Below are 22784 nucleotides of genomic sequence, written 5' to 3' on the forward strand. Positions count from 1 at the left end.
TACAGAACCCAGCGTGTCCAGTCGCCAGACTGCGTTATCGAATTCCAGGAACCGTATCTCATTTCCTCCCATAGAGTTGCCATTCTCCGCGCCTGGCAACCTCACGAACAGCCCCCTTGGACTCCTCATCCAGCCACTGCGATGCATCGGCCGGGTGCCTGACGAGAAAGTAGTCATAGAGGCTGCCGTGATGAGCATCCCAGTCGAAGGTGCCGGGAAACCACTCGAAACCTTGCCTGATCGCCGAGTCAGCACCATCGCGATACTGTAACGGCTGCACCCAATTCCGAGCAAAGTTGAATTCCGTTAACCCACCATGCTCGGCTTGGTACCAAGAACCGAAATGGACCATTTGCGCGCCAGCCGCTGTTTTGCTCACCGGATCGAACGCCAGCATCAACATGCGCTTGCCAGGTTCAGCGTAAGCGATGACCTCCCGGTACTGGGTTACTTCGGAATTGAAGGAAATTGCACGAAGCGATTGCCAACTCAATACAGCCAAGGCCATCGTCATCAAGCCCACACGCAGCGTAGCCGCATGGCTCAGGAGCGGCGCCCCCCGCCTTCCCTCAAAGCAAATAAGATAAAGGGGAAGACCAAAGATCCCAAAACGCTGGTAGACAAAAGCAGTTCCACCAAGCCAGTTGGGGAAAAACAGCATCCAGGCAACGTAAAGTGCGAAAGGGCTCCAAGCCAGCCATGAGCGCTTTGGAGTAGCGCCAGACAGGAAAGGCACGATCAGGACAAACAGGCCGATCAACTGCCCGGACCAAGACGAAGATGGTGGCGACGATACAAGCGAGGGCAAAAGCGAGGTAAGTCGATGCGCTCCAACGGACCACTCGGTAGGGCCACTTGCCTCGGGTGAATTGTTAAGGCTGACCCAGAGCCATAGTCCAGCCAGTGGAAGAATGGTGAAGATGGGCAAGCATCTGCGGAACCATTCACGAAAGCCACGCCATGGATTGGCCATTAGCAACATGCCAATCGCGCAGAAGAATGCCGTGGTCAGGACATGGGCGAAGAAAAGGAAGTGGAGCCACAAGGCGATTCGCATGCATGCGCGCCAGTCGCTGCGGCCATTCATGTCGAGTAGGCGACATAGGAAGAGGAAGCCGAATGGGGCTGCAACGAGGAAATTAAGGAACCCCCACTGATATGCGAATCCAAACGGCAGTATCAGCAGCATCCAGTTCCATGCCGGGTCTGTACCCATACGGGTACAGAAACGAGCAGCCGACCAGACGAACAAGAATACGGCTGCAGCTACCGCCAATTTGATCGCCCAAACTACTTCGGTTACCAAAGAAATCAGCAGAACCAGCCCGTACCCCAACCAGTATGGCGTGAAAGGCTTGAGTACGAACATGTGACTGAAAGGCCAGTCACCCTCCACCAGGATGGATTTTATCGCTGAAATTTGGGCCGCATGCTGAGGTATATCCACCATAGGCGGATAAATGGGCAGCAGCACAGGCACCACGCAAATCAGGCATGCCCATAGATATAGATACGAGGTGGATCTTGCCCCAGGGATCACGATGAATTCAACTCCTCAACAAGTACAAAACCCTAAAGAGGGAGTATTGCGATATCTCCTTGCCCTAGACGCCTGCCGGAATCGCAATCGATACACCCGATCCGCATGCGCAAAAATTGCAAGGCAAGATGACCCGCATATGCGGCCTCTGCATCGACTACTTTTTCTGTAGCTCGACAGGACACAGGCCAGCCAGGCTGGAGCCAGGACGATACTCCTTCAGCGTGCGAAGGATTGTCGCCCTCCTCTCTGCCGCGCGCCGCAGAACGACTTCGTCGTACCCGGCCAGATTGACCGTATAGCCGTCACAGAACGCCAGCAGGTTAGCGAGTGCCATATGGTTATTCCGGTCCAATGCGATGGCTTTCCGGATCGCATCCACGGCCTCCTGATCCCGACCCAGGCGGGCATAAGCTCCCGCCATGTTGTTCAACAGCGCAGAACGCTGTGCCTGCGTAGCGGTATCACTTTTGGCTTTGGCCATCTCGTAGTAACTGAGCGCAAGCTCCATATCGCCGCGATTATGATGACTCACGCCTACATTGATCGGCGCATTGATGGAGGTCGATATTCCATCCTTACTCAGCAGCTCTACCTCGCGATCCAGTTCTTCATACATGCCGCGGTCCAAATAGGCCCAGATAAGGTTCTCGCGCGCCATTCCAGAGGCGGGGTCCATCTTCCTGGCCCATGCCCATAAACTGAGGTCGGCCTTCCATGCCGGCACGATGGAGCGCACCACCACCAGCGCTGCCAACAGCAATACCAGCAGGAAGGCCGGCACCGCACGCTTCGCCGCGTGCGAGAGCTTGATGCCTGCGAGCATATATGGAGCAAGCGAAAACAAAACTGCCGTTGGCAGGTACATGAAGCGTTGCTGCACCACGTTGTTACCGATACTGATAGGCACCAGGTGAATCACCAGCAGATAACCGACCGACCACGCCGCCAAGACCCATCCGGATCGTGTCCGGCGCATCAGCAGCCATGCCACCGAGAGCGCGAACAGCACGGATATCGCGATGTGGGGCAAGTAGTCAATCAATGTGCGCTGTGCATTCCAGATAAACGTATGCTGCGGCGAGTTGCCGGCAAACGGAAGGAAAGTCAACTGCACATAGCGCGCGATGGCAGCGCAGGTGCGGACCCACTGCTCAAGATCGTACGAAGGACGACTGATGCCAGCCGATCCGGCGAGCACATGGAAGCGAACTGCAAGATAGGCCAAGCCCGCAAAGAACAGCACCCCGAAGGTCAGTTTCCAGCGGCGATGCAAGAGCACCTTGAGGCTAGGAGGACCACCCCGCCGGGCGGCCTCCCGCAGGACGATAAAAGCGACCAGAATTACCGGAAACACTGCGGCCAGCTCTTTCGAAAAAGCAGCCAGTAGGAATAGAGCCCCAACGCCGGAAGCGAGCGCTCCATCGCGTAACCGGTCGCGAGTGGATAGCCAGAAACCCGCCATCATGAATAGCGTTGCAAGCAAATCGAAACGCGAGGATACCCACACCACCGCCTCGGTCAGCGCCGGATGAACCGCAAACAACGCCGCGGCGGCGAGCGCCGGCTTGCTTCCGCCCTGGGATTCATGCGCCATCTGCCTTACCGCATCACGCGCCAGCAGGAATACCAGGCTCGCGGTCGCAAAATGCAGCGCGATGTTCACTCCGTGGGACACTGCAGCGCGGTGTACGCCGAACAAGTTGTCCGCATACAGGGTCAGCAGCGGCAGCGGGCGCACGTAAGCCTCGGCCATGAACAGCGGCGAGAAAGCAGTGCGCCAAGCCGACGCGAGCGAGTCCATCCAGGCGAAGTCGACGAGGAAATAGCGATCGTCCCAGACGTATTCGTTGTCGATGGCCGCCCCATAGGCAAGCGCGACCAAGCCCGCCAGCAACAGGAACGGCGCCATCGCACGCATGCGCTGTATTAACCCAGCCATCATCGAATCCCCGCGCTTTGATGGTACGGAAAAAAAAGGCCCCGGCTTATGCCGGGGCCCAGGTGACGCGTGACTCTACCGACTAACTCTGAAGAATCAGCGGCAGCTCGCGGGCAACTGCGAGGTCTTCGATGCGCTACCCACGCAGGTCCAGTCGATACGGCCATCGTTAGCCGTCGGAGCGATGGTGTAGGTGATGGCAGTATCCGCGCCGGTGCTTTGGGTGGACACGCTGATCGTGCCGCCGTTGGCAATCGTGACGCTCGCCACATACTTCGACGCGCTGAAGCTGTAGCCCGAGTTGGACTGCGTGACCGACGACAGGTTGCCCAGGGACTGGGCGGTCTCGGCGACGGCCAGCTTGGCACCGGCAGCGACACTCAGGCCTTCACCGGCCTTGGTACGGATGGTGTAGTCCTGATACGCCGGCAACGCGATGGCCACCAGGATGGCGATGATCGCGATGACGATCATCAGTTCGATCAGGGTGAAGCCCTGCATGTTCTTCTTCATGGATGTTTCCCCTCAAAGCGGTGGTGGTAGGGACACTTGCCTTTCCTGGACCCGTGTCCCCTTGCCGGAACCCGGGTTTCGCGCGGCGGAGGCCACGTGCCGGAAGGTACGCAGATTATGTGCCAAGTTCTGGTACGTGACGGCGCGTTCATCCTACCAGTCATCGGCGAGCGACGGCCGGCTGGCGGGCACATTCAGGGTGTGATCGTGGGCACAGGCTTGGAAGTGACTTTTTGGGGCAGTTTATGACGCTTGATGGCAGGAACCCTTGGAAGTCTCATGTCTCATAGGATGGTGAGAATGACTCTGGGAGGGGGTCGCCCACTGAAGTCGGCTCTATAACCGAAGGACGGCAAGAAGGGGCTGTACAGGGCCGGGGTCATGGCGTCCAAGGAGAGGGAGTGCGCTTGGGAAGGGCGGCGGAAGCGTGATGGGGGTGGCGTGTCAGGTGTCAAATAACCGGCTACCATGCGGTGGTCGTGCCGGCGAGGGGATACCGGCGGGGAGACCACAGCATGTCCGCGACTCGCAGCGCCGCCAGGAAGCCCGCTCCCACTCCCGTGGACCGGGCCACCAGCCAGATGCAACCCTTCGTCTGGGAGGGCACCGACAAGCGCGGTGTGAAGATGAAGGGCGAGCAGTTGGCCAAGAACGCCAACCTGCTCAAGGCCGAGTTACGACGCCAGGGCATCACCCCGGGAACGGTCAAGCCCAAGCCCAAGCCTTTGTTCGGCCAGGCGGGTTCGACCATCACCCCGAAGGACATCGCCTTCTTCAGCCGGCAGATGGCCACCATGATGAAGTCCGGCGTGCCCATCGTGGCCTCGCTGGAGATCATCGGCGGCGGGCAGAAGAACCCGCGCATGAAGGCGATGGTCGACCAGATCCGCACCGACATCGAGGGCGGCTCCTCGCTGTACGAATCCATTGCCAAGCACCCGGTGCAGTTCGACGAGCTGTACCGCAACCTGGTGCGCGCCGGCGAGAGCGCGGGCGTGCTGGAAACGGTGCTCGATACCATCGCCAACTACAAGGAAAACATCGAGACGCTGAAGGGCAAGATCAAGAAGGCGCTGTTCTACCCGGCGGTGGTCATCGTCGTGGCGATACTGGTCAGCGCCATCCTGTTGATCTTCGTGGTGCCGCAGTTCGAGGCCACCTTCCAGAGTTTCGGCGCGGACTTGCCGGCCTTCACCCAGTTGATCGTGGGCGCCTCGCGCTTCATGGTGGCTTGGTGGTGGGCGTTTCTCATCGTGATCGGCGGCGGCGCCTTCGCCCTGCTGTTCGCCTACAAGCGCTCGCCCTCGATGCAGCACGGGTTCGACCGGCTGATCCTGCGGGTGCCGGTGATCGGCCAGATCATGCACAACAGCGCCATCGCCCGCTTCGCCCGCACCACGGCGGTGACCTTCAAGGCCGGCGTGCCGCTGGTGGAGGCGCTGGAGTCGGTGGCCGGCGCCACCGGCAACATGGTCTACGAGAAGGCGGTGTACCGTATCCGCGACGACGTGGCGGTGGGCTACCCGGTCAACATGGCCATGAAGCAGACCAACCTGTTCCCGCACATGGTCATCCAGATGGCGGCCATCGGCGAGGAGGCCGGCGCGCTGGACACCATGCTGTTCAAGGTGGCCGAGTACTACGAGCAGGAGGTGAACAACGCGGTGGACGCGCTGAGCAGCCTGCTGGAACCGATGATCATGATCTTCATCGGCGGCGTGGTCGGCTCGATGGTGATCGGCATGTACCTGCCCATCTTCAAGCTGGCCGCGACGATCTGACCGAATGGCGTTCCTCGACACCCAGCCCGCCCTGGGCTACCCGCTGGCGGCCGGCCTCGGCCTGATGGTGGGCAGCTTCCTCAACGTGGTGATCCTGCGCCTGCCGCGGCGCCTGGAGTGGGAGTGGCGGCGGGACGCGCGCGACATCCTGGAGGAGCCGGAGCTGTACGAGCCGCCGCCGCCGGGCATCGTGGTGGAGCCGTCCCACGACCCGGTCACCGGCGACCGGCTGAAGTGGTGGGAGAACATCCCGGTATTGAGCTGGCTGGCGCTGCGCGGGCGTTCGCGCTACAGCGGCCAGCGCATCTCGCTGCAATACCCACTGGTGGAACTGCTGACCGGCCTGCTGACGGTGGCCTGCGTGTGGCGCTTCGGCTTCGGCTGGCAGGGTTTCGGGGCGATGGTGCTGACCTGGTTCCTGGTGGCGCTGTCGGGCATCGACCTGCGCACGCGGCTGCTGCCGGACCAGTTGACCCTGCCGTTGATGTGGCTGGGCCTGATCGCCAGCCTGGACAACCTGTACATGCCGGCCAAGCCTGCGCTGCTGGGCGCCATTGCCGGCTACGTGTCGCTGTGGAGCGTGTGGTGGCTGTTCAAGCAGCTCACCGGCAAGGAGGGCATGGGCCACGGCGACTTCAAGCTGCTGGCCGCGCTGGGCGCCTGGTGCGGGCTGAAGGGCATCCTGCCGATCATCCTGCTGTCCTCGCTGGTGGGCGCCGTCGTCGGCTCGATCTGGCTGTACTCGCGCGGCCGCGACCGCACCACCCCCATCCCGTTCGGGCCGTACCTGGCGATCGCCGGGTGGCTGTTCTTCTTCTGGGGCGAGGCGATGCTGGAGGCGTACCTGCGCCTGAGCGGCCTGGGCTGACGGAACCCTGACGCCGCCTGAAGCCGGCGCCCACAAGAACTACGGATAGAGGCAGGCGGACCGGCGCCCGTGGATGGCGCGGGCGACGACGGCGGGCTACGGTGGACACATGCTTGCCTATACCCATCCCGCCTGCCTTGCCCACGACCCCGGCCCGGGGCACCCGGAGCAGCCGGCGCGGCTGCGCGCGGTGCTCGATGCGCTGGACCGGGCCTACCCGGACCAGACCTGGCGGGAGGCGCCGGTGGCCCAGCGCGGCGACCTGTGCCGGGTGCACGACGCCGAACTGGTGGACCAGGTGCTGGAACCGCTGCCGTCCGGGCTGCGGCCGCTGGACGCGGACACGGTGCTGTCGCCCGGCTCGGCGCAGGCGGCACTGCACGCGGCCGGGGCCGGCCTGGCGGCGGTGGATGCGGTGATGGCCGGCGAGGACGCCACCGCGTTCTGCGCGGTACGCCCGCCCGGCCACCACGCCACCGCCGATACGGCCATGGGCTTTTGCCTGTTCAACAACATCGCCGTGGCCGCGGCCCACGCCCGCGACCGGCACGGGCTGGAGCGCATCGCCATCGTCGATTTCGACGTGCACCACGGCAACGGCACCCAGGCCATCTTCCAGCACGACCCGGCCGTGGCCTACTTCAGCAGCCACCAGTCCGGGCTGTACCCCAACACCGGCAGCCCCCACGAGCGCGGCATGGGCAACATGCACAACGTGCTGCTGCCGCCGGGCAGCGGGGGCTTCCGCTTCCGCAACGTCTGGCTGGACACGCTGCTGCCGGCGCTGGACGGCTTCGGCCCGCAGTTGCTGCTGGTCTCGGCCGGGTTCGACGCGCACATGTCCGACCCGCTGGCCGACCTGATGCTGGACGCGGAAGACTTCGCCTGGCTCACCACGGAACTGCGGGCGCTGGCGCTGCGCCACGCCAGCGGGCGGGTGGTGTCGATGCTGGAGGGCGGCTACAACGTCGGCGCCCTGGCCGAATGCGCGGTGGCGCACGTGGGTGCCCTGCGCTGAACCTCGCCTGCGCGGCGGACACGGCTTCATTGCCCGCATGCACCTCCATCCGGCAAGCTACCGGCGATTTTGGCCCGGATGCCCCCCGCCCGTGCGACTCCTCCCGCGCCTGCTGCCGCTGTCCCTGAGCATTGCCGTCTGTCTGCCCGCCCCCGCGCTGGCCGACGAGAAACCGTTGAGCTGGTCCCTGTGCCCGGCCGGCGACGTGCTGCCGTCGTTCGAGGGCGCGCCGGCCGCCGCCCTGCCCGGCGCGCCGGCGCGCAACGAACAGCCCACCGACATCGAGGGCGACCTGCTCAGCGGCACCGAGTCGCAGCCGCAATACCAGGGCAACGTGTCGCTGATCCGCGGCGACCAGTTCCTGGGCACCGACCACATGCGTTTCGACACCGAGGCCGGTACCTACGTGGCCGAGGGCAACGTGCGCTACCAGGATTCGGGCATCCGCATCGTGGCCGACCGCGCCGAGGGCGACCAGGACACCGACACCCACGTCATCCGCAACATCCGCTACCAGTTGGTGGATCGGCGCGGCAACGGCGGCGCCGACTCGATCGAGCTGCAGGGGCCGCTGGGGCAGTTGCGCCATTCCACCTACAGCACCTGCGACCCTTCGCAGCAGGCCTGGGAACTGCGCGCGCAGCAGATCGACGTGGACAGCGACGAGGGCTTCGGCGTGGCCCGCAACGCGGTGCTGCGGATGGGACGCTTCCCGGTGCTGTACGTGCCGTGGGTCAAGTTCCCCATCGACGACCGCCGCCACACCGGCCTGCTGTATCCGTCGGTGAGCACCTCCGGGCGCAACGGCTTCGACTACCGCCAGCCCATCTACCTGAACCTGGCGCCGAACTACGACGCCACCCTGACCCCGCGCTGGATGAGCAAGCGCGGCCTCATGCTGGACAGCGAGTTCCGCTACCTCTACGAGGGCGGCCGCGGCATCGTCACCGCCGCGTACATGCCCAGCGACGAACTGCGCGACCGCGACCGCGGGCGCCTGACCTTCACCGGCTACCACAACATCGACCGGCACTGGCAGGCGCGCGCCAGCCTGGGCTGGGTGAGCGACACCCGCTACGTGGAGGACTTCGCCAACCGCCTGGCCGGGGTGTCGGCCTCCTACCTGCGCAGCACCGCCGGGGTGTACGGCAGCGGGCAGTACTGGAACGCCGGGGCGATGGCCGAGCACTTCCAGCTCACCGACTACACCCTGAGCGACGCCAACCTGCCCTACAGCCGGCTGCCGCGCGTGTTCGCCAACTGGGAGCGGCCGCTGAACCACTGGCTGGACGCGGGCGTATGGGCCGAGGCGGTGCGCTTCGAGCACAGCGAACGCCCCGGCGGCAGCCGCCTGGACCTGAAGCCCTACGTCTCGGCGCGCCTGGCCGGCCCCTCCTGGTACGTGACCCCGACCCTGGCCTGGCGCCACACCGCCTACCGGCTGGAACAGCAACTGGCGCAGCGCCTGGGCGGCGACGCCTCGCCCTCGCGCAGCCTGCCGGTGGCCAGTTTCGACGCGGGGGTGTACTTCGACCGGGCCACCACCCTGGGCGACGCCGCCTACCTGCACACCCTGGAACCGCGGCTGTTCTACCTCTACGCGCCCTACCGCGACCAGAGCGGCCTGCCGCTGTTCGATACCCGTCCGTTCACGTTCAGTTGGGGCCAGTTGTTCCGCGACAACCGCTATTCCGGCGCCGACCGCCAGACCGACGCCAACCAGCTCACCGTGGCCTTGAGCACGCGCCTGATCCGCCAGTCCGACGGGCGCGAGAAGCTGTCGGCCAGCATCGGCCAGATCCGCTACTTCGAGGACTCGCGGGTGGTGGCGCCGGGCGAGATCCCGGTGGAAAAGGGCAAGTCGGCCTGGGTGGCCGACGCCAACTACGTCATCAACGACCGCTGGAACCTGGGCGCCTCCTACCAGTGGGACCCCAAGTTCCGCCGCGAGGACCTGGCCAGCATCCGCGCCCGCTACCTGTGGCCGGACGACGGCGTGGCCAACCTGAGCTACCGCTACCGCCGCGACCTGCTGGAGCAGGCCGACTTCTCCTTCCTGTACCCGGTCAGCCCGACCTGGAGCATCGTCGGCCGCTACTACCATTCCATCAAGGACGACAAGCTGCTGGAGGCCATCGCCGGCGTGCAGTGGGACAGTTGCTGCATGGCGGTGCGCGCCCTGGCCCGGCGCTACGTGCACAACCGCGAGGGCGAGCTGGACAACGCCATCCAGGTCGAGTTCGTGCTCAAGGGCCTGGGCTCGGCCGGCCAGGACACGGAGCGCACCCTGCGCCGTGCTATTCTCGGCTACCACCGCGACGACCTGTACCTGGTGCCTCCCAGCAACACCACGCCAGATCGCGACGACTACGATCCGAACCTGATTCCGTGAGCCCATGAGCCGACGCCTTCCTGCGATCTTGCTGGCGGTTGCCGCCCTGCTGTCCGTCCCCTTCGCCGTTGTCGCCCAACAGGCGCAGCCGCTGGAGGGCATCGCCGCGATCGTCGACGAGGACGTGATCCTGCAAAGCGAGCTGAACCTGGCCCTGCGCAACGTGGTGGCCCAGTACGCCGGGCGCGAGAACCAGCTCCCGCCGCGCGCGGTGCTGGAGCGGCAGGTGCTGGAGCGCCTGGTGCTGGTCAAGCTGCAGGTCGCCCGCGCCCATTCCAACGGCATCCGCATCGGCGACCAGGAGATCAACCAGACGGTGGCCGCCATCGCCCAGCAGAACGGCCTGACCGTCGACGGCCTGCGCCAGCGCCTGGTCGACGACGGCCTGAACTTCGAGGAGTTCCGTCGCTCGCTGGCCGACGAGATCACCGTGCAGCATATGCGCCAGAGCTTCGCCCAGCGGGTGAACGTGAGCGAGGGCGAGGTGGACGCGGCCCTGGCCCAGCAGGCCTCCGGCGGCCACCAGTACCGCCTGTCGCACATCCTGGTGGCCCTGCCCGACGGCGCCACCGCCGAGCAGATCGCCACCGGCCAGAGCAAGATCGACGGCATCAAGGGCGTCATCGAGAAGGGCGAGATGGACTTCGCCGCGGCCGCGGTGCGCTACTCCGACAGCCCCAACGCGCTGGAGGGCGGCGACCTGGGCTGGCGCACGCTGGACGAGATCCCGCCGGCGTTCGCCCAGCAGATCCGGCAACTGCAGCCGGGCGAGATCTTCGGCCCGGTACGCGGCGCCAGCGGCTTCCAGTTGCTGCGCCTGGCCGAGGTGCGCGACACCAACGACACCTCCGCGCAGAGCATCACCGAATACCACATCCGTCACATCCTGGTCCGGGTCAACGACCGCCAGGACGAGGCCGCCGCGCGCGCCAAGATCGACACCCTGCGCGCACGCATCGACGGCGGCGCCGACTTCCAGGAAGTGGCGCGCGAATCTTCCGAGGACAACGGCACCCGCGGCCAGGGCGGCGACCTGGGCTGGTTCCCGGCCGACGCCTACGGCGAAGACTTCGGCCGGCAGGTGACCGCACTGGCCGACGGCGACATCTCCCAGCCGTTCCGCAGCGAGGCCGGCTGGCACCTGCTGCAGCGCGTGGGCGAGCGCCAGAGCGACGTGACCGACCTCAACCGCCGCGGCCAGGTCCGCGAGACCATCGGCCGCCGCAAGCTGGAAGAGGAATACGAGCGCTACCTGCAGGAAATGCGGGGCGAGGCCTACGTCGTGTTCCGCGTCGGCGACCGCGCCGAGAGCGTGGGCGGCGCCTCGGTGCCCGGCGGCTGACCATGGCCATGCCCCGGCTCGCGCTGGTTCCAGGTGAACCGGCCGGGGTCGGGCCGGAGCTGTGCGTGCGGCTGGCCCAGCGCCCGCGCAACGACTGCTCGCTGGTCGCCTTCGCCGACCCGGCCACCCTGGAAGCGGCCGCGCAGGCCCTGGGCCTGCCGCTGAACCTGCTGCACGAGGACCACCCGGCGCATGCGCCCGGCGACCTGCCGCTGCGCATGTTCCCCAATGTCAACGCGGTGGCTTTCGGCCAGCCGGACCCGCGCAACGCCGGGGCGGTGATCGACGCCCTGCGCCAGGCCGCCACCGGCTGCCTGGGCGGCGCATTCGCGGGGATGGTCACCGGGCCGGTGCACAAGGCCACCATCAACCAGGGCGGCATCGCCTACACCGGCACCACCGAGCTGCTGGCCGAGCACGCCGGCCGCAAGGTGGTGATGATGCTGGCCAACGACATCGTCCGGGTGGCGCTGGCCACCACCCACCTGCCGCTGCGCCAGGTGCCCGACGCGATCGACGCCGGCCTGCTGCGCCACGTGCTGCACACCACCCACGCGGCGCTGCGGACCGACTTCGGCATCGCCGCGCCGGTGATCGCGGTGCTGGGCCTGAACCCGCACGCCGGCGAGGACGGCCACCTGGGCCGCGAGGAGATCGACACGATCGTCCCGGTGCTGGACGAACTGCGCGGGCAGGGCCTTGACCTGGTCGGCCCGCTGCCGGCCGACACCGCATTCCTGCCGGCCAAGCTGCGCGGCTTCGACGCGGTGCTGGCGATGTACCACGACCAGGGCCTGCCGGTGCTCAAGTACAGCGGTTTCGAGCGCGCGGTGAACCTGACCCTGGGCCTGCCCTACCCGCGCGTGGCGGTGGACCATGGCACCGCCCTGGACCTGGCCGGCCGGGGCCTGGCCGATCCGTCCAGCCTGGAAGCGGCCGTGGCCACCTGTGCCCGCATGGCCGCCCAGCGCCCCGCTCCCGCGCCGCTGTAGGAGCCGGGTACGGCCGGCAACCGGCAACCGGCGGGCCTGGATGCCCGGATCACAATCCGGGCGGCAACGTCACCTCGAAACGCGCACCGCCCAGTTCGGGCGCGCGGGTCACCTGCAGCTCGCCGCGGTAATCGCGCACCAGGTCCTGCACGATCGACAGGCCGATGCCGTGGCCCTGTACCCTCTCGTCGCCCCGCACGCCGCGCTGCAGCACCTTGGCCACGTCCTCCGGGGCGATGCCGGGGCCGTCGTCATCCACCGCCATCAGCAGGCCGGCACGGCGGTTCGGTGCCGCCGGCCCCGGCCGGGCGGTCAGCAGCACGCGCCGGTTGGCCCACTTGAAGGCATTCTCCAGCAGGTTGCCCAGCAGTTCCTGCAGGTCGCCGGCCTCGCCGTAGAACTGCACGCCCGGAGCGATGTCGAACTCGCACAGCACGCCCTTGGCCGCGTACACCTTCTCCAGCCCGCGCACGATTTCCTCGGCGGTGGATTCCAGCGGCACCGGCGCGGAGAACAGCTTGTGGCCGCCGGAGGCCGCACGCGCCAACTGGTAGGACACCAGGTCGTTCATGCGCTTGAGCTGCGCGTCCAGTTCCTGGCGCAGCACGGCCTCGGCCGGGCTGTCCTCGCCACTGCCGGCATCGAGCTGGGTGCGCAGCACCGCCAGCGGCGTCTTCAGGCTGTGGGCCAGGTCGGCCAGGGTGTTGCGCTGGCGCTCCAGGTGCTCGCGCTCGCTGTCGATCAGCGCGTTGATGCTTTCGGTCAGCGGCTCCAGCTCGCGCGGGTGGCGCGCGCTCATGCGCTGCAACTGGCCGCGCTGGACGCGGGTCAGTTCCGCGATCACCCGCTTGAGCGGGCGCAGGCTCCACTGCAGGATCACCGTCTGCAGCAGCAGCAGGATCAGGCCGGCGCCGCCCAGGTAGATCCACAGCGCGCCGCGGAACACGCGCACCTGCGCGGCCAGCGTCTGCGCGTCCTCCATCACGTAGATGGTGTAGGGGAACTCGGCTTCCGGCTCGCGCTCGGCCCAGATCAGGCCGATGCCGTAGCGGTAGACCTCGCCCTGGCTGCCGTCGATCTGGGTGATCGCCAGCGGGCCTTCGAAACGTTCCTCGCGCGCCGGCAGCACCCCGCTCACCTCCGGCAGCAGCGGCCCCTCGGCCGACAGCGACGCCCAGTGCCCGTTGGGCAGCACCACCTCGGCGTACAGGCCGCTGCCGGGCCGGTGGAAGCGCGGGTCGGGGCCCAGCTCGGGCGTGTACAGCGAGCCGTCGCGGCCGAAGTCGATGTTGTCCGCGTACGCCATGGCGTAGCTCTTCAGCCGCTGGCGCAGGTTGTTCTGGGCGGTCTCGGCGAAGGCGCGGTCCAGGGCGTAGCCGGCCAGCATCAGGAACGCGATCAGCCCGAGGCTGGCGGCCATGAGTTGCCGCGCCTTGAGCGAACGCGGCCGCCACGGCCTGAATCCGCTGCCTTCCCCTGCCACCTTGTCCATCATGCGGCGGCTCCGTGCTGCCGCCGGCTCAGCCGTCGGTGCGCGGAATCGCGAAGCGGTAGCCGCGGCCGCGCACGGTCTCGATCGGCTTCAACTCGCCTTCCGGGTCCAGCTTCTTGCGCAGGCGGCCGATGAAGACCTCCAGCACGTTGGAGTCGCGGTCGAAGTCCTGCTGGTAGATGTGCTCGGTCAGGTCGGCCTTGGAGACCAGTTCGCCGGCATGCATCATCAGGTACTCCAGCACCTTGTACTCGTAGCTGGTGAGGTCGACGTTGCTGCCGTTGACGCTGACCGTCTGCGCGGCCAGGTCCAGCGCCACCGGGCCGCATTCGAGCACCGGCTTGCTCCAGCCGGCGGCACGGCGCACCAGCGCGTTCAAACGCGCCAGCAGCTCCTCGACGTGGAATGGCTTGACCAGGTAGTCGTCGGCGCCCTGCTTGAGGCCCTCGACCTTGTCCTGCCAGCTCGAGCGCGCGGTGAGGATGAGCACCGGGAAGTTCTTGCCCTCGTCGCGCAGCGCCTTGACCAGTTCCATGCCCGACATCTTCGGCAGGCCCAGGTCGATGATGGCCACGTCGAACGGCACCTCGCGGCCCATGTACAGGCCCTCCTCGCCATCCTGCGCAGCATCGACCGCGAAGCCTTCGCGCTTCAGCCGCGCAGCGAGCGTCTCGCGCAATGGCGCTTCGTCTTCGACCAGAAGGATACGCATGCACTCTCCCTGAGTTGCGGTGGTTGGGGAACCCGGGCCCGGCCGAGCCGGCGGACCATCGTCTACGGATCGCCGTGATCGCCGCGTCGCGGGGCGGCGCGCACGGGGCCTGGATCGTCCATATAGCGGACCCGGCCGTGATCGTCCATGTATTTGATGCGGGTGATGCTGCGGCCCTCGAACGGGACCTGCTCGGCACCCAGGATCTGGCCGCCCGTGCTTCGCTGCACCCGGCGCACCGCCTCGGACATCGAGCGAGGCTGCTGCGGCCGCGATTCCATCGCTCGCGCCTCGGCCGGGGGATTGCGGAACGAGGGCGCCGGGCGGGGCGCCGGCGGCGGCTCGGCGACGGGCGGCTGGGCCGGCATCGCGTTGCGGGCAGGCGACTGCGCGCCCGCCACGACGGGCAGCACGAGCGACAACACGACGACGACGAGACGGCAAAGCGAACGGGACATCGATCACATCCTAACGGATTGGCGGTGCCTCCCGGCAAGGTGCGCAGGCCGGGACACGGGCATTGGATGCAGGGGATGTTCGTTATGAAGCGGTGAATCCGGTCTGAACTTATCCACATGCGGCTTGTGGCGGTTCAGAGACGGACGGACGGCCGTCGCGGCAAGGCCCGCGGTCACGCAGCGCGGCGCTGCCCGGTGGCCGCTTGCAAAGCCCGCTCCACCAGCGCCCACCCGGCATCGGGCCGGTGCGCGCCTTCGCTCAGCACCTGCCGGAACGCACGTCCGCCGGGCTGGCCATGGAACAGACCCAGCACGTGGCGGACGATGTGCTTCAACGCGCCGCCCTCGGCCATGCGCGCCTCCGCGTAGGGACGCAGCGCTTGCAGCAGTTGCGCGCGTTCGCGCAGCTCGCCACCGTACAGCGCCACGTCCAGCCGGTGCAGCAGGTAGGGATCGTGATACGCCGCACGGCCGAGCATCGCCCCGTCCACCCGCGCCAGTTGCGCCTGCACCTGCTCGAGGCTGGCGATGCCGCCGTTGACCAGCACCTGCAGGTCCGGGCGCTCGGACTTCAATCGCCAGGCCCACTCGTAGCGCAGCGGCGGAACCTCGCGGTTCTCCTTCGGCGACAGCCCTTGCAGCCAGGCGTTGCGCGCATGGACGACGAAGCTGCCGCAGCCGGCCGCGGCCACGGTGTCGACGAAGGTGCGGAAGCGATCGTAGTCGTGCTCCTCGTCCACGCCCAGGCGGCACTTCACCGTGACCGGCACGCGCACCGCCGCAGCCATCGCCGCCACGCAATCGGCCACCAGCGCGGGTTCCTTCATCAGGCAGGCGCCGAACCGGCCAGCCTGCACGCGGTCGGAAGGGCAGCCGCAGTTGAGGTTGATCTCGTCGTAGCCCCACTCCGCCCCGATCCGCGCCGCCCGCGCCAGCAGTGCCGGCTCGCTGCCGCCCAGTTGCAGCGCGACGGGGTGCTCGACCGGATCGAAGCCGAGCAGGCGTTCGCGGTCGCCCAGGACCACGGCGTTGGCATGGACCATTTCGGTATACAGCCGCGCATGCGGCGCCAGCAGCCGATGGAAGAACCGGCAGTGGCGGTCGGTCCAGTCCATCATCGGGGCCACGGCAATCATTTTTCCATTGTAATTCAATTGCTTATCCAATAAAATCATGTGCATAAATCGGGCGTGTGCACTCCCGTGTGCACTGGATTTCGCCCCGGTTCGCCCCTCTACGACGGCTCAGTGCACACATAGCGCACACGAAACATGGCGACGATCATCCGGCTGCGGTCGGGCCACTGGCGGGTCCAGGTCCGACGCAAACAATCGTATGTCAGCCAGACCTTACGCCGGATCGATCTTGGCGAATCCACGCTCGACGACCTTCGCCCACTTGGTCGACCTGCACGTCAATGACATGTGCGAGGTCGGCAAGGCGCCCCGCCGCTCCAAGCAGTTCACCCTCAACGCACTCAAGGACAAGCTCGGCAAGCTCAAGCTCAAGGACCTGACCCGCGAGCGACTGATCCAGTTCGGCAAGGATCGGGCGAAGGAAGGCGCCGGCCCGTCACGCTGAGCGCGGACTTCGGCTACCTCAAGCTGGTCCTCACGCACACCGCCACCGTGCACGGCATCGACGTCAAGGTCGAGCCCGTGGATCTGGCACGCGTCGCCCTCAAGCGCCCGGGCCTGATCGGCAAGTCACGCCAGCGCGACCGGCGCCCGACCGCGGACGAGATCAAGCGCCTGCTCGACCACTTCGACGGCAACCGCCGCCTGAGCATCCCGATGGGCCGCATCGTGCGCTTCGCCCGCATTGGCGTGCGCCGAGCCTGCGAGGTAGTCCGACAGAGCCGCCCGACGTGGTACTACACGGGTAGCCCGAACGCCCGCGCCAAATGCCCGGCCAGCCATTCGCACAAGAGACTGCGTTGGCCGGCACCCCGCCCATCAAAAAGTAGAGCCGGTCATCGCCGCAACGACACAGGAACGGCCGCGTCCGCCCCTGTTCGCTGCGCTCAAGGATTTCAACAATAGGAAGGGGATCGGACATTGTCGTACTCTAACGACTTGTCTCAAGTTTTCGGTAGAAGTCAAGCAAGACTGATCGGTGCGCGCGCACGAAGCCCTGCCCGCTGTAGCGTGGAACTCGTCGTCGTCAATCACTCAACCATCTTCCCTGATATCCAGGTGCGGCAGGCTGGCGACGATCTTCTGGGTTTCCAGGCTGACGGTCACGACCCGCTGGAACAGTTCAAGCGGATACTTCGGGTTGCCCATGGTTTCAATGGCCCAGTCGTTGGCGTCGTTGACGATGCCGCTGGTCTTGTCCACGCGCACGGCCTGGCGCTCCATCACCCAGTCCAGCGCGGCCTTGCCGTTGACCACGTAGTCCCACGCGGCTTCGGGAATGCCGGTGAGGGTGATCTTGCTGTTGTAGATCACGGTACCGCGGTCGTTGACCGACTTGCCGGTGTCCGGGTCCTTCTTCTTGGCGAACTTCATCTTCTCGACGCGGTAGTCGGCGTCGGTAAGTTGCCCCCTGGCCTCGATGGCGAGCGGGTACTTGTCCACCGTCTCGTAGTTCAGATGCAGGGCGGCGAGGTTGCGGCCAGCCTGGCTGAAGGCGCGGAAGTCTTCCGGCTTGCGCACGCGCGGGATGCGCGGCAGCTCCTTGCTCAGGTTGTCGGCGTAGCGCTCGCGGTAGTCGGGCGAATGCAGGAGGCCGTAGACATAGTAGAAGAGGTCTTCCTTGGTGATCGTCTCACTCGGGTAGGCAGACTGGAAGTGGGCGAGGCCGGCGTCGGTGATGGCATCGCGGCGGACAAGCTTCCCGTTCTCGGATTTGTCGGCGACGAACATGTCAGACTGTGCTGCGCCGCTCATGTCTCGTCCTCCTGCTCCTCGTAGAGGAACATCGGGAAGCACTGCGTGTCGCCCACCATGTGATTGTCCGGCAACATATCTGTCATTAGCACTGAGAAGCCCTTGGTGCCGCTGAGCGTCAGGCATATAGCTAGATTCCGCGGCTTCGCTTTCAGGCCGCCATCCGGTATGCTCGCTGCTCGCTGCTCGCTGCTCGCTGCTCGCTGCTCGCTGCTCGCTGCTCGCTGCTCGCTGCTCGCTGCTCGCTGCTCGCTGCTCGCTGCTATTGCTGCATTTCCGTCCTCATACAGCGATTGTGGGAAACACTGTCCCTTCTCCATCGCATCATAATTCGGCAAGGCATCTGCCATCAGGACGGTAAAGTCCTTCTTGCTACCGCTACCCATGGCACAGATCGCCAGATTGTGTTCACCCGTGACAGGGAACACTTTCGGCATCTGATAGACTCTTTCGTTGAAACGCCGACTGAAATACACCCACTGCTTAGTGAAAGGCCGGTAGAGGCTAGGCGCCCGACAAGCCGTTTCGTACTCGAATGTACGGCCTTTCCCCAGCTCCTGTTTGAGGTTCGCAGTCCAACTGATCCGCGTGGCATCCGTATCGATGAATCCGTCCACCGATTGATCGCGGGTTATCTTCGACTGGCCATAAAATTCCTGATCGAAGCGCATTACTTCTGCGTTATAGAACCCAATCATGCTGGAGATGCTTTCGCCTAATCTGTCGAAGCTGGCGTTGTAGGCCCAGGCATCTCGCGCCGTCAGTACACCCTGTGAGAAGTTGTCGAACAACTTCACGCCACCGCCCTTCTTGTCGCCCAAGGCAATGAACTTGCCGAAGCTGTCCTCGCGCTGCCTCAGCCAATCACCATGCTCATCCGGCGTGATGGCTTGCCAATCAGGGATGCCAGCCACACTTGCGTATTTGGTAATTTTTTCCAACTTGTCTTCACGACTGAGGTAGTCACCGATGTCGCGAAATTGAATCTTCCCGTGCTGACTCACGTCCGGGTTCTTGACCAGCAGCGAGATAGCGATGGGCGCCCGGCTTCCACTGCCGAAAATCTTCCCTCCTTCCTTGCGAGAAAGCTCTCCGGAAGTACGTTGATTCCCACGCAGGTGAAAGACGTAGACGTTGGAAAATTCCTCAGCGAGACACTTGCGCAGACCATCCGCAGTGTTGGCTTCCAGCCAGCCGGCATTGGTGACAAAGCCCACAACCCCCGCATTTCCAACACGGTCGCTGGCCCAGCGGATGGCACGGATGTAGCTGTCGTATAACCCCTTGGACAAAGTGGCATTGGAGCGCGCTGCATAGGTGGAACGAATACGCGCATCGAGGGCGAGATACTCGACGTTGTCGTTATTGTCGTTCTCACTTTTCTGTCCAACTGAATATGGTGGATTCCCGACGATCACGCGAATGTCCAGCTTCTTCTGCCGCCTGCGCCGCTTGCTGTTGTCCACCAGAAGTTGGTCAACCAAATCCTCCTTCTCGTACATCTGGAAGGTATCGGTCAGGCAGATACCTTCAAAGGGCACGTAATCACCACCAACGATGCCGTGGTAGGTCGCCTCGATGTTGATGGCGGCGATGTAGTAGGCCAGCAGCACCAGCTCGTTGGCGTGGATTTCATGCCGATACTTGTGCTCCAGCTCCTCAGGCTTGATCAGGCCCGATTGCAGCAGCCGGGTGATGAAGGTGCCGGTACCGGTGAAGGGGTCGAGGATGTGTACGCCCTTGCTGCCGAGGGTCTGCCCGAATTCCTGCCGTAGCAGGTGGTCGACGCTGTGCAGGATGAAGTCCACCACTTCGACCGGGGTATAGACGATGCCTAGCCGCTCGGTCATCTTCGGAAAGGCGTTGCGGAAGAACTTGTCGTACAGCTCGACCACGATCTTCTGCTTGCCCGCCGCGCTGTCGATGTCTTCGGCGCGAAGCTTCACGCTGTCGTAGAACTCCTGCAGGGTGTCTGCTTCCTTTTCAAGATGCAGTTCGTCGAGCACGTCCAGCACGGCCTGCATGGCCCTGGACATGGGGTTGTGGCTGGCGAAACTGTAGTCGGCGAACAAGGCGTCGAACACCGGCCTGGTGATCAGGTGCTGGGCCAGCATCTCGACGATCTCGGCGTTGGAGACCTTGTCGTTGAGGTCGTCGCGCAGTTCGGCGGCAAAGGCGTCGAAGGCTTCGCGGGTGCGGGCTTGCGATGGGTCTTCGAGTAGGGCGCGGATGCGGTCGATGTGGGTCTGGGCGATGCGGGCGATGTCATTGGCCCAATCTTCCCAGTGATGGCGGTTGCCACACTTCTCCACCACCTTCGCGTACAGGGCACGCTCGACTTCACCGATCTCGAATTCGAACTCGCCCTGCACTTCCGCCTCGTAGCCAGACTGTGCCTCGCCGATGCCGAAGCTGCTCTTGGCCCTAGCGGCCTTGCGGGCATTACCGTCCATCAGGCGCGCGGCCTTGCGCTGGACGGTGTCGGCGATGGCGATGACTTCCATGCGGCTGCGGTCGGGGCCGACGAGGTCGAGCTTGTTAACCATGGCGTCGAAGCGGTCGTCGTGCGAGCGCAGCGCCTGCAGCACCTGCCAGACGACGGCGTAGGTGCGGTTGTCGTTGAGCGCTTCGTGCGGCTCGACGCCGGCGGGGATGACGACGGGCAGGACCACGTAACCGCGCTTCTTGCCTGGCGCGTTTCGCATGACGCGGCCGACCGACTGCACCACGTCCACCTGCGAGTTGCGCGGGGTGAGGAAGAGCACAGCATCAAGCGCGGGTACGTCCACGCCTTCGGACAGGCAGCGCACGTTGGACAGCACGCGGCAGGTGTCGGGCGGGGTGGGAGCCTTGAGCCAGTTGAGCTTGGCCTCCTTCTGGCCGGCGTTCATGCTGCCGTCGATGTGCTCGGCCTGACAGGTGAGGCGGGCGGCGTCCTCGATGTCTTCGGCGTCCTGGTACGCCTCGACTACCGCTTGGAACATGCCGGCGATTTCCTTGGAGCTGGTCTTGTGGGTCTTGCCGCCTTTGCCCGGCTCGATGACCTGGCAGAAGGCGACGGCGCGCTGCATCGGCGCGGGGCGTTCGCCGCCGTCCTCATGCATGCCCAGCTTGGCCAGAGCCTTCCAGCAGCCGACGATCTTGGCTGCGTCATCCACGCGTAGGCTGTTGTTCTCGTCCTTGAGTAGGGCCTGCAGGCGGCGATTGATGTGGCCTTCCTCCACCGCCAGCACGATGACCTTATAGTCCACTAGCAGGCCGCGCTTGACCGCCTCGGAGAAGGTGATAACGAACAGTTGCCTGCCGTACCAAGCTTCGTTGTCCATCGAGTACAGGGCGACGTTGTCGCGCTCGGCCACGGCCTTGGCGCTGTCCGCGTAGATGCGCGGGGTGGCGGTCATGTACAGGCGCTTGCCTGCGCGCAGGTAGGCGGCGTCGTGGACGCGGACGAAGGCGCTCTCGTCGTCGCCCTCGAAGGTGGCGCCGGTGGTGCGGTGGGCTTCGTCGCAGACGATGAGGTCGAAGTCGTCCAGCCCGTGTGAGTGCTGTGTGTCGTGCAGGACCTCGATGGAGTGGTAGGTGCTGAAGACGACGGTCATGTGGCTGGCGCCGTGGCGGGAAATGACGCCCTTCGCCAGCGCTTTCGCATCGGTGGTGGCGGGGTAGCGCAGCTCGTGGGCCAGGGTCTGGACGGCGTCGTCTTCCTTGCGGCCCTTCTTCTTGCCCACGTCGCTATCCGAGCACACAGCGAAGCTGTGCAGGGGGATGGCGCTTTCCTGCGTCCATTCGGTGAGGGTCTGCTGCAGCAGGGACAGGCTGGGCGCGAGGAACAGCACGCGGCCGCCCTTGCCGACCATGGCTTCGGCGATCTTGAGGCTGGTGAAGGTCTTGCCGGTGCCGCAGGCCATGATCAGCTTGCCGCGATCGGTGTCCTTGAGGCCGGCGGTGACGGCTTTGAGGGCGGATTCTTGGTGTGGGCGGAGCGATTTCTTCGCCTTCAGCGCGATTGTGGCGCTGGGCCGGTACTTCGCCCAGTCGATCTGGCTGGTTTCGAGGTCGTGCAGGGTGATCCTACTGACCGGGGGCTGCTGGTCGACGAGGGCGTTTTCGGCGTGCCCGGACCAGTGATCGGTGCTGCTGACGATGACGCGGTGGGCGAAGGGCTTGCGGCCGGAGGCGGTGAAGAAGCTGTCGATGTCCTTCTTCTGCAGCCGGTGGCCGGGGGCGTAGAACTTGCACTGGATGGCGTGGATGGCGCCGGTGTCGGCTTCCTCGGCGACCAGGTCGATGCCGTCGTCGCGGGCGCTGAAGCCATGGGCGGGCGCCCACTCGGCCCAGGTCCAGACCTGGCTGTAGAGGTCGCGGTAGGTGGCTTCGTTGCGCAGGTAGGCGAGGATCAGTTCTTCGAAGTAGGTGCCCTTTTCGCGCTCGGTCATTGAGGACTGGCGGAGGGTGTCGAGGAGTTGGGAAAGGGCTGCCACAGAGGAAGAGGTCCTGAATGCAAAGGCTTACGAGCGGTCGGAGGCGTCCAGCCGGCCAGTAAGCCCCTGTACTTCAAGGCATAGATCGCACCAGGACGCCCCCTCCACGATTCTAGGCGCTGACACGCATGACAGCGAGGTGCACCGGCAGCGTGGGAATAATACGCGAGCCAACACAATCCGCAAATAATTGAATTAAAACCACTTTATCTAATTGTCGGCCCAGTCCATCATCGGCGCAGCGGCAATATTTTTTCATCGTATTTCGTCACCCCTGAAGTATCCGCTTCAGCAGGCCATTGCGACGCGCGCACCTGAGCTGCGAGCCGCCGACGGCAACAGGCACTCCCGGATCCAGGCAC

17 protein-coding genes are annotated in these 22784 nt (G+C 65.3%); 7 read left to right on the forward strand and 10 right to left on the reverse strand.

Annotated features, from left to right (window positions below):
• Positions 1-58: 58 nt before the first annotated feature.
• From HNR76_RS14440 to HNR76_RS14450, 3 genes are all read right to left on the reverse strand, one after another.
• The gene (locus HNR76_RS14440; protein ID WP_162312193.1) at positions 59-1480 is read right to left on the reverse strand and encodes a hypothetical protein; all 1422 of its coding nucleotides are present in this window, start codon (positions 1478-1480) and stop codon (positions 59-61) included.
• 217 nt (positions 1481-1697) lie between these two features.
• Positions 1698-3452, reverse strand: a complete 1755-nt coding sequence (locus tag HNR76_RS14445) for a tetratricopeptide repeat protein (protein ID WP_162312192.1) — start codon at positions 3450-3452, stop codon at positions 1698-1700.
• Positions 3453-3578: 126 nt separating this feature from the next.
• The gene (locus HNR76_RS14450) at positions 3579-3995 is read right to left on the reverse strand and encodes a pilin (RefSeq protein WP_162312191.1); all 417 of its coding nucleotides are present in this window, start codon (positions 3993-3995) and stop codon (positions 3579-3581) included.
• Between the two features lie 515 nt (positions 3996-4510).
• Between HNR76_RS14450 and HNR76_RS14455 the strand changes: the two genes are divergently transcribed.
• The 6 genes from HNR76_RS14455 to pdxA all read left to right on the forward strand — a co-directional run bounded on the left by HNR76_RS14455 (position 4511) and on the right by pdxA (position 12388).
• A complete protein-coding gene (locus tag HNR76_RS14455) occupies positions 4511-5776 on the forward strand; it encodes a type II secretion system F family protein (RefSeq protein WP_162312190.1) in 1266 nt (421 codons plus the stop codon).
• A gap of 4 nt (positions 5777-5780) precedes the next feature.
• Complete coding sequence (locus HNR76_RS14460; protein WP_162312189.1) at positions 5781-6644, forward strand: prepilin peptidase; 864 nt, start codon at positions 5781-5783, stop codon at positions 6642-6644.
• A 109-nt stretch (positions 6645-6753) separates the two neighbouring features.
• On the forward strand, positions 6754-7662 hold the full coding sequence (locus HNR76_RS14465) for a histone deacetylase family protein (protein WP_162312188.1): 909 nt from the start codon (positions 6754-6756) through the stop codon (positions 7660-7662).
• A 91-nt stretch (positions 7663-7753) separates the two neighbouring features.
• Complete coding sequence (lptD, locus tag HNR76_RS14470) at positions 7754-10054, forward strand: LPS assembly protein LptD (protein ID WP_249065718.1); 2301 nt, start codon at positions 7754-7756, stop codon at positions 10052-10054.
• A 4-nt stretch (positions 10055-10058) separates the two neighbouring features.
• Positions 10059-11396, forward strand: coding sequence for a peptidylprolyl isomerase (locus HNR76_RS14475; RefSeq protein WP_162312187.1), 1338 nt, complete (start codon positions 10059-10061; stop codon positions 11394-11396).
• A 2-nt stretch (positions 11397-11398) separates the two neighbouring features.
• Positions 11399-12388: a 4-hydroxythreonine-4-phosphate dehydrogenase PdxA gene (gene pdxA, locus HNR76_RS14480; protein ID WP_162312186.1), complete on the forward strand. Its 990-nt coding sequence runs from the start codon at positions 11399-11401 to the stop codon at positions 12386-12388.
• Positions 12389-12437: 49 nt separating this feature from the next.
• On the opposite strand, the gene HNR76_RS14485 is transcribed toward pdxA, so the two are convergent.
• The 4 genes from HNR76_RS14485 to dusA all read right to left on the reverse strand — a co-directional run bounded on the left by HNR76_RS14485 (position 12438) and on the right by dusA (position 16231).
• Positions 12438-13880 (reverse strand): ATP-binding protein, encoded by a 1443-nt coding sequence (locus HNR76_RS14485; protein WP_162312206.1) that lies wholly within the window; start codon positions 13878-13880, stop codon positions 12438-12440.
• A 28-nt stretch (positions 13881-13908) separates the two neighbouring features.
• On the reverse strand, positions 13909-14592 hold the full coding sequence (locus HNR76_RS14490; RefSeq protein ID WP_162312185.1) for a response regulator transcription factor: 684 nt from the start codon (positions 14590-14592) through the stop codon (positions 13909-13911).
• 62 nt (positions 14593-14654) lie between these two features.
• The gene (locus tag HNR76_RS15785) at positions 14655-15050 is read right to left on the reverse strand and encodes a hypothetical protein (protein WP_425501835.1); all 396 of its coding nucleotides are present in this window, start codon (positions 15048-15050) and stop codon (positions 14655-14657) included.
• A 173-nt stretch (positions 15051-15223) separates the two neighbouring features.
• Entirely contained in the window at positions 15224-16231 is a 1008-nt protein-coding gene (gene dusA, locus HNR76_RS14500; protein WP_162312184.1) for a tRNA dihydrouridine(20/20a) synthase DusA, read from the reverse strand.
• Positions 16232-16415: 184 nt separating this feature from the next.
• Between dusA and HNR76_RS14505 the strand changes: the two genes are divergently transcribed.
• Positions 16416-16631, forward strand: coding sequence for a hypothetical protein (locus HNR76_RS14505; RefSeq protein WP_183982321.1), 216 nt, complete (start codon positions 16416-16418; stop codon positions 16629-16631).
• 162 nt (positions 16632-16793) lie between these two features.
• Here the strand turns inward: HNR76_RS14505 and HNR76_RS15790 are convergent, their stop codons facing one another.
• The 3 genes from HNR76_RS15790 to HNR76_RS14520 form a co-directional block, all read right to left on the reverse strand.
• Positions 16794-17108 (reverse strand): HipA family kinase, encoded by a 315-nt coding sequence (locus HNR76_RS15790; RefSeq protein WP_425501834.1) that lies wholly within the window; start codon positions 17106-17108, stop codon positions 16794-16796.
• 113 nt (positions 17109-17221) lie between these two features.
• Positions 17222-17941, reverse strand: coding sequence for a type ISP restriction/modification enzyme (locus tag HNR76_RS15625; protein ID WP_162312183.1), 720 nt, complete (start codon positions 17939-17941; stop codon positions 17222-17224).
• Positions 17938-22377, reverse strand: a complete 4440-nt coding sequence (locus HNR76_RS14520) for a DEAD/DEAH box helicase (RefSeq protein WP_221301509.1) — start codon at positions 22375-22377, stop codon at positions 17938-17940. Before HNR76_RS14520 ends, HNR76_RS15625 begins: the two co-directional genes overlap by 4 nt.
• Positions 22378-22784 lie beyond the last annotated feature (407 nt).

It is taken from the genome of Pseudoxanthomonas broegbernensis (assembly GCF_014202435.1).
Lineage (GTDB): Bacteria > Pseudomonadota > Gammaproteobacteria > Xanthomonadales > Xanthomonadaceae > Pseudoxanthomonas > Pseudoxanthomonas broegbernensis.

Excerpts from the sequence above, each read along its gene's own strand:
- HNR76_RS14445 (WP_162312192.1), bottom strand. The coding sequence starts at position 3,452 with ATGGCGCCGTTCCTGTTGCTGGCGGGCTTGGTCGCGCTTGCCTATGGG.
- HNR76_RS14450 (WP_162312191.1), bottom strand. The coding sequence starts at position 3,995 with ATGAAGAAGAACATGCAGGGCTTCACCCTGATCGAACTGATGATCGTC.
- HNR76_RS14455 (WP_162312190.1), top strand. The coding sequence starts at position 4,511 with ATGTCCGCGACTCGCAGCGCCGCCAGGAAGCCCGCTCCCACTCCCGTG.
- HNR76_RS14460 (WP_162312189.1), top strand. The coding sequence starts at position 5,781 with ATGGCGTTCCTCGACACCCAGCCCGCCCTGGGCTACCCGCTGGCGGCC.
- HNR76_RS14465 (WP_162312188.1), top strand. The coding sequence starts at position 6,754 with ATGCTTGCCTATACCCATCCCGCCTGCCTTGCCCACGACCCCGGCCCG.
- HNR76_RS14475 (WP_162312187.1), top strand. The coding sequence starts at position 10,059 with ATGAGCCGACGCCTTCCTGCGATCTTGCTGGCGGTTGCCGCCCTGCTG.
- pdxA (WP_162312186.1), top strand. The coding sequence starts at position 11,399 with ATGGCCATGCCCCGGCTCGCGCTGGTTCCAGGTGAACCGGCCGGGGTC.
- HNR76_RS14485 (WP_162312206.1), bottom strand. The coding sequence starts at position 13,880 with ATGGACAAGGTGGCAGGGGAAGGCAGCGGATTCAGGCCGTGGCGGCCG.
- HNR76_RS14490 (WP_162312185.1), bottom strand. The coding sequence starts at position 14,592 with ATGCGTATCCTTCTGGTCGAAGACGAAGCGCCATTGCGCGAGACGCTC.
- HNR76_RS15785 (WP_425501835.1), bottom strand. The coding sequence starts at position 15,050 with ATGTCCCGTTCGCTTTGCCGTCTCGTCGTCGTCGTGTTGTCGCTCGTG.
- dusA (WP_162312184.1), bottom strand. The coding sequence starts at position 16,231 with ATGCACATGATTTTATTGGATAAGCAATTGAATTACAATGGAAAAATG.
- HNR76_RS15790 (WP_425501834.1), bottom strand. The coding sequence starts at position 17,108 with ATGTCCGATCCCCTTCCTATTGTTGAAATCCTTGAGCGCAGCGAACAG.
- HNR76_RS15625 (WP_162312183.1), bottom strand. The coding sequence starts at position 17,941 with ATGAGCGGCGCAGCACAGTCTGACATGTTCGTCGCCGACAAATCCGAG.
- HNR76_RS14520 (WP_221301509.1), bottom strand. The coding sequence starts at position 22,377 with ATGACCGAGCGCGAAAAGGGCACCTACTTCGAAGAACTGATCCTCGCC.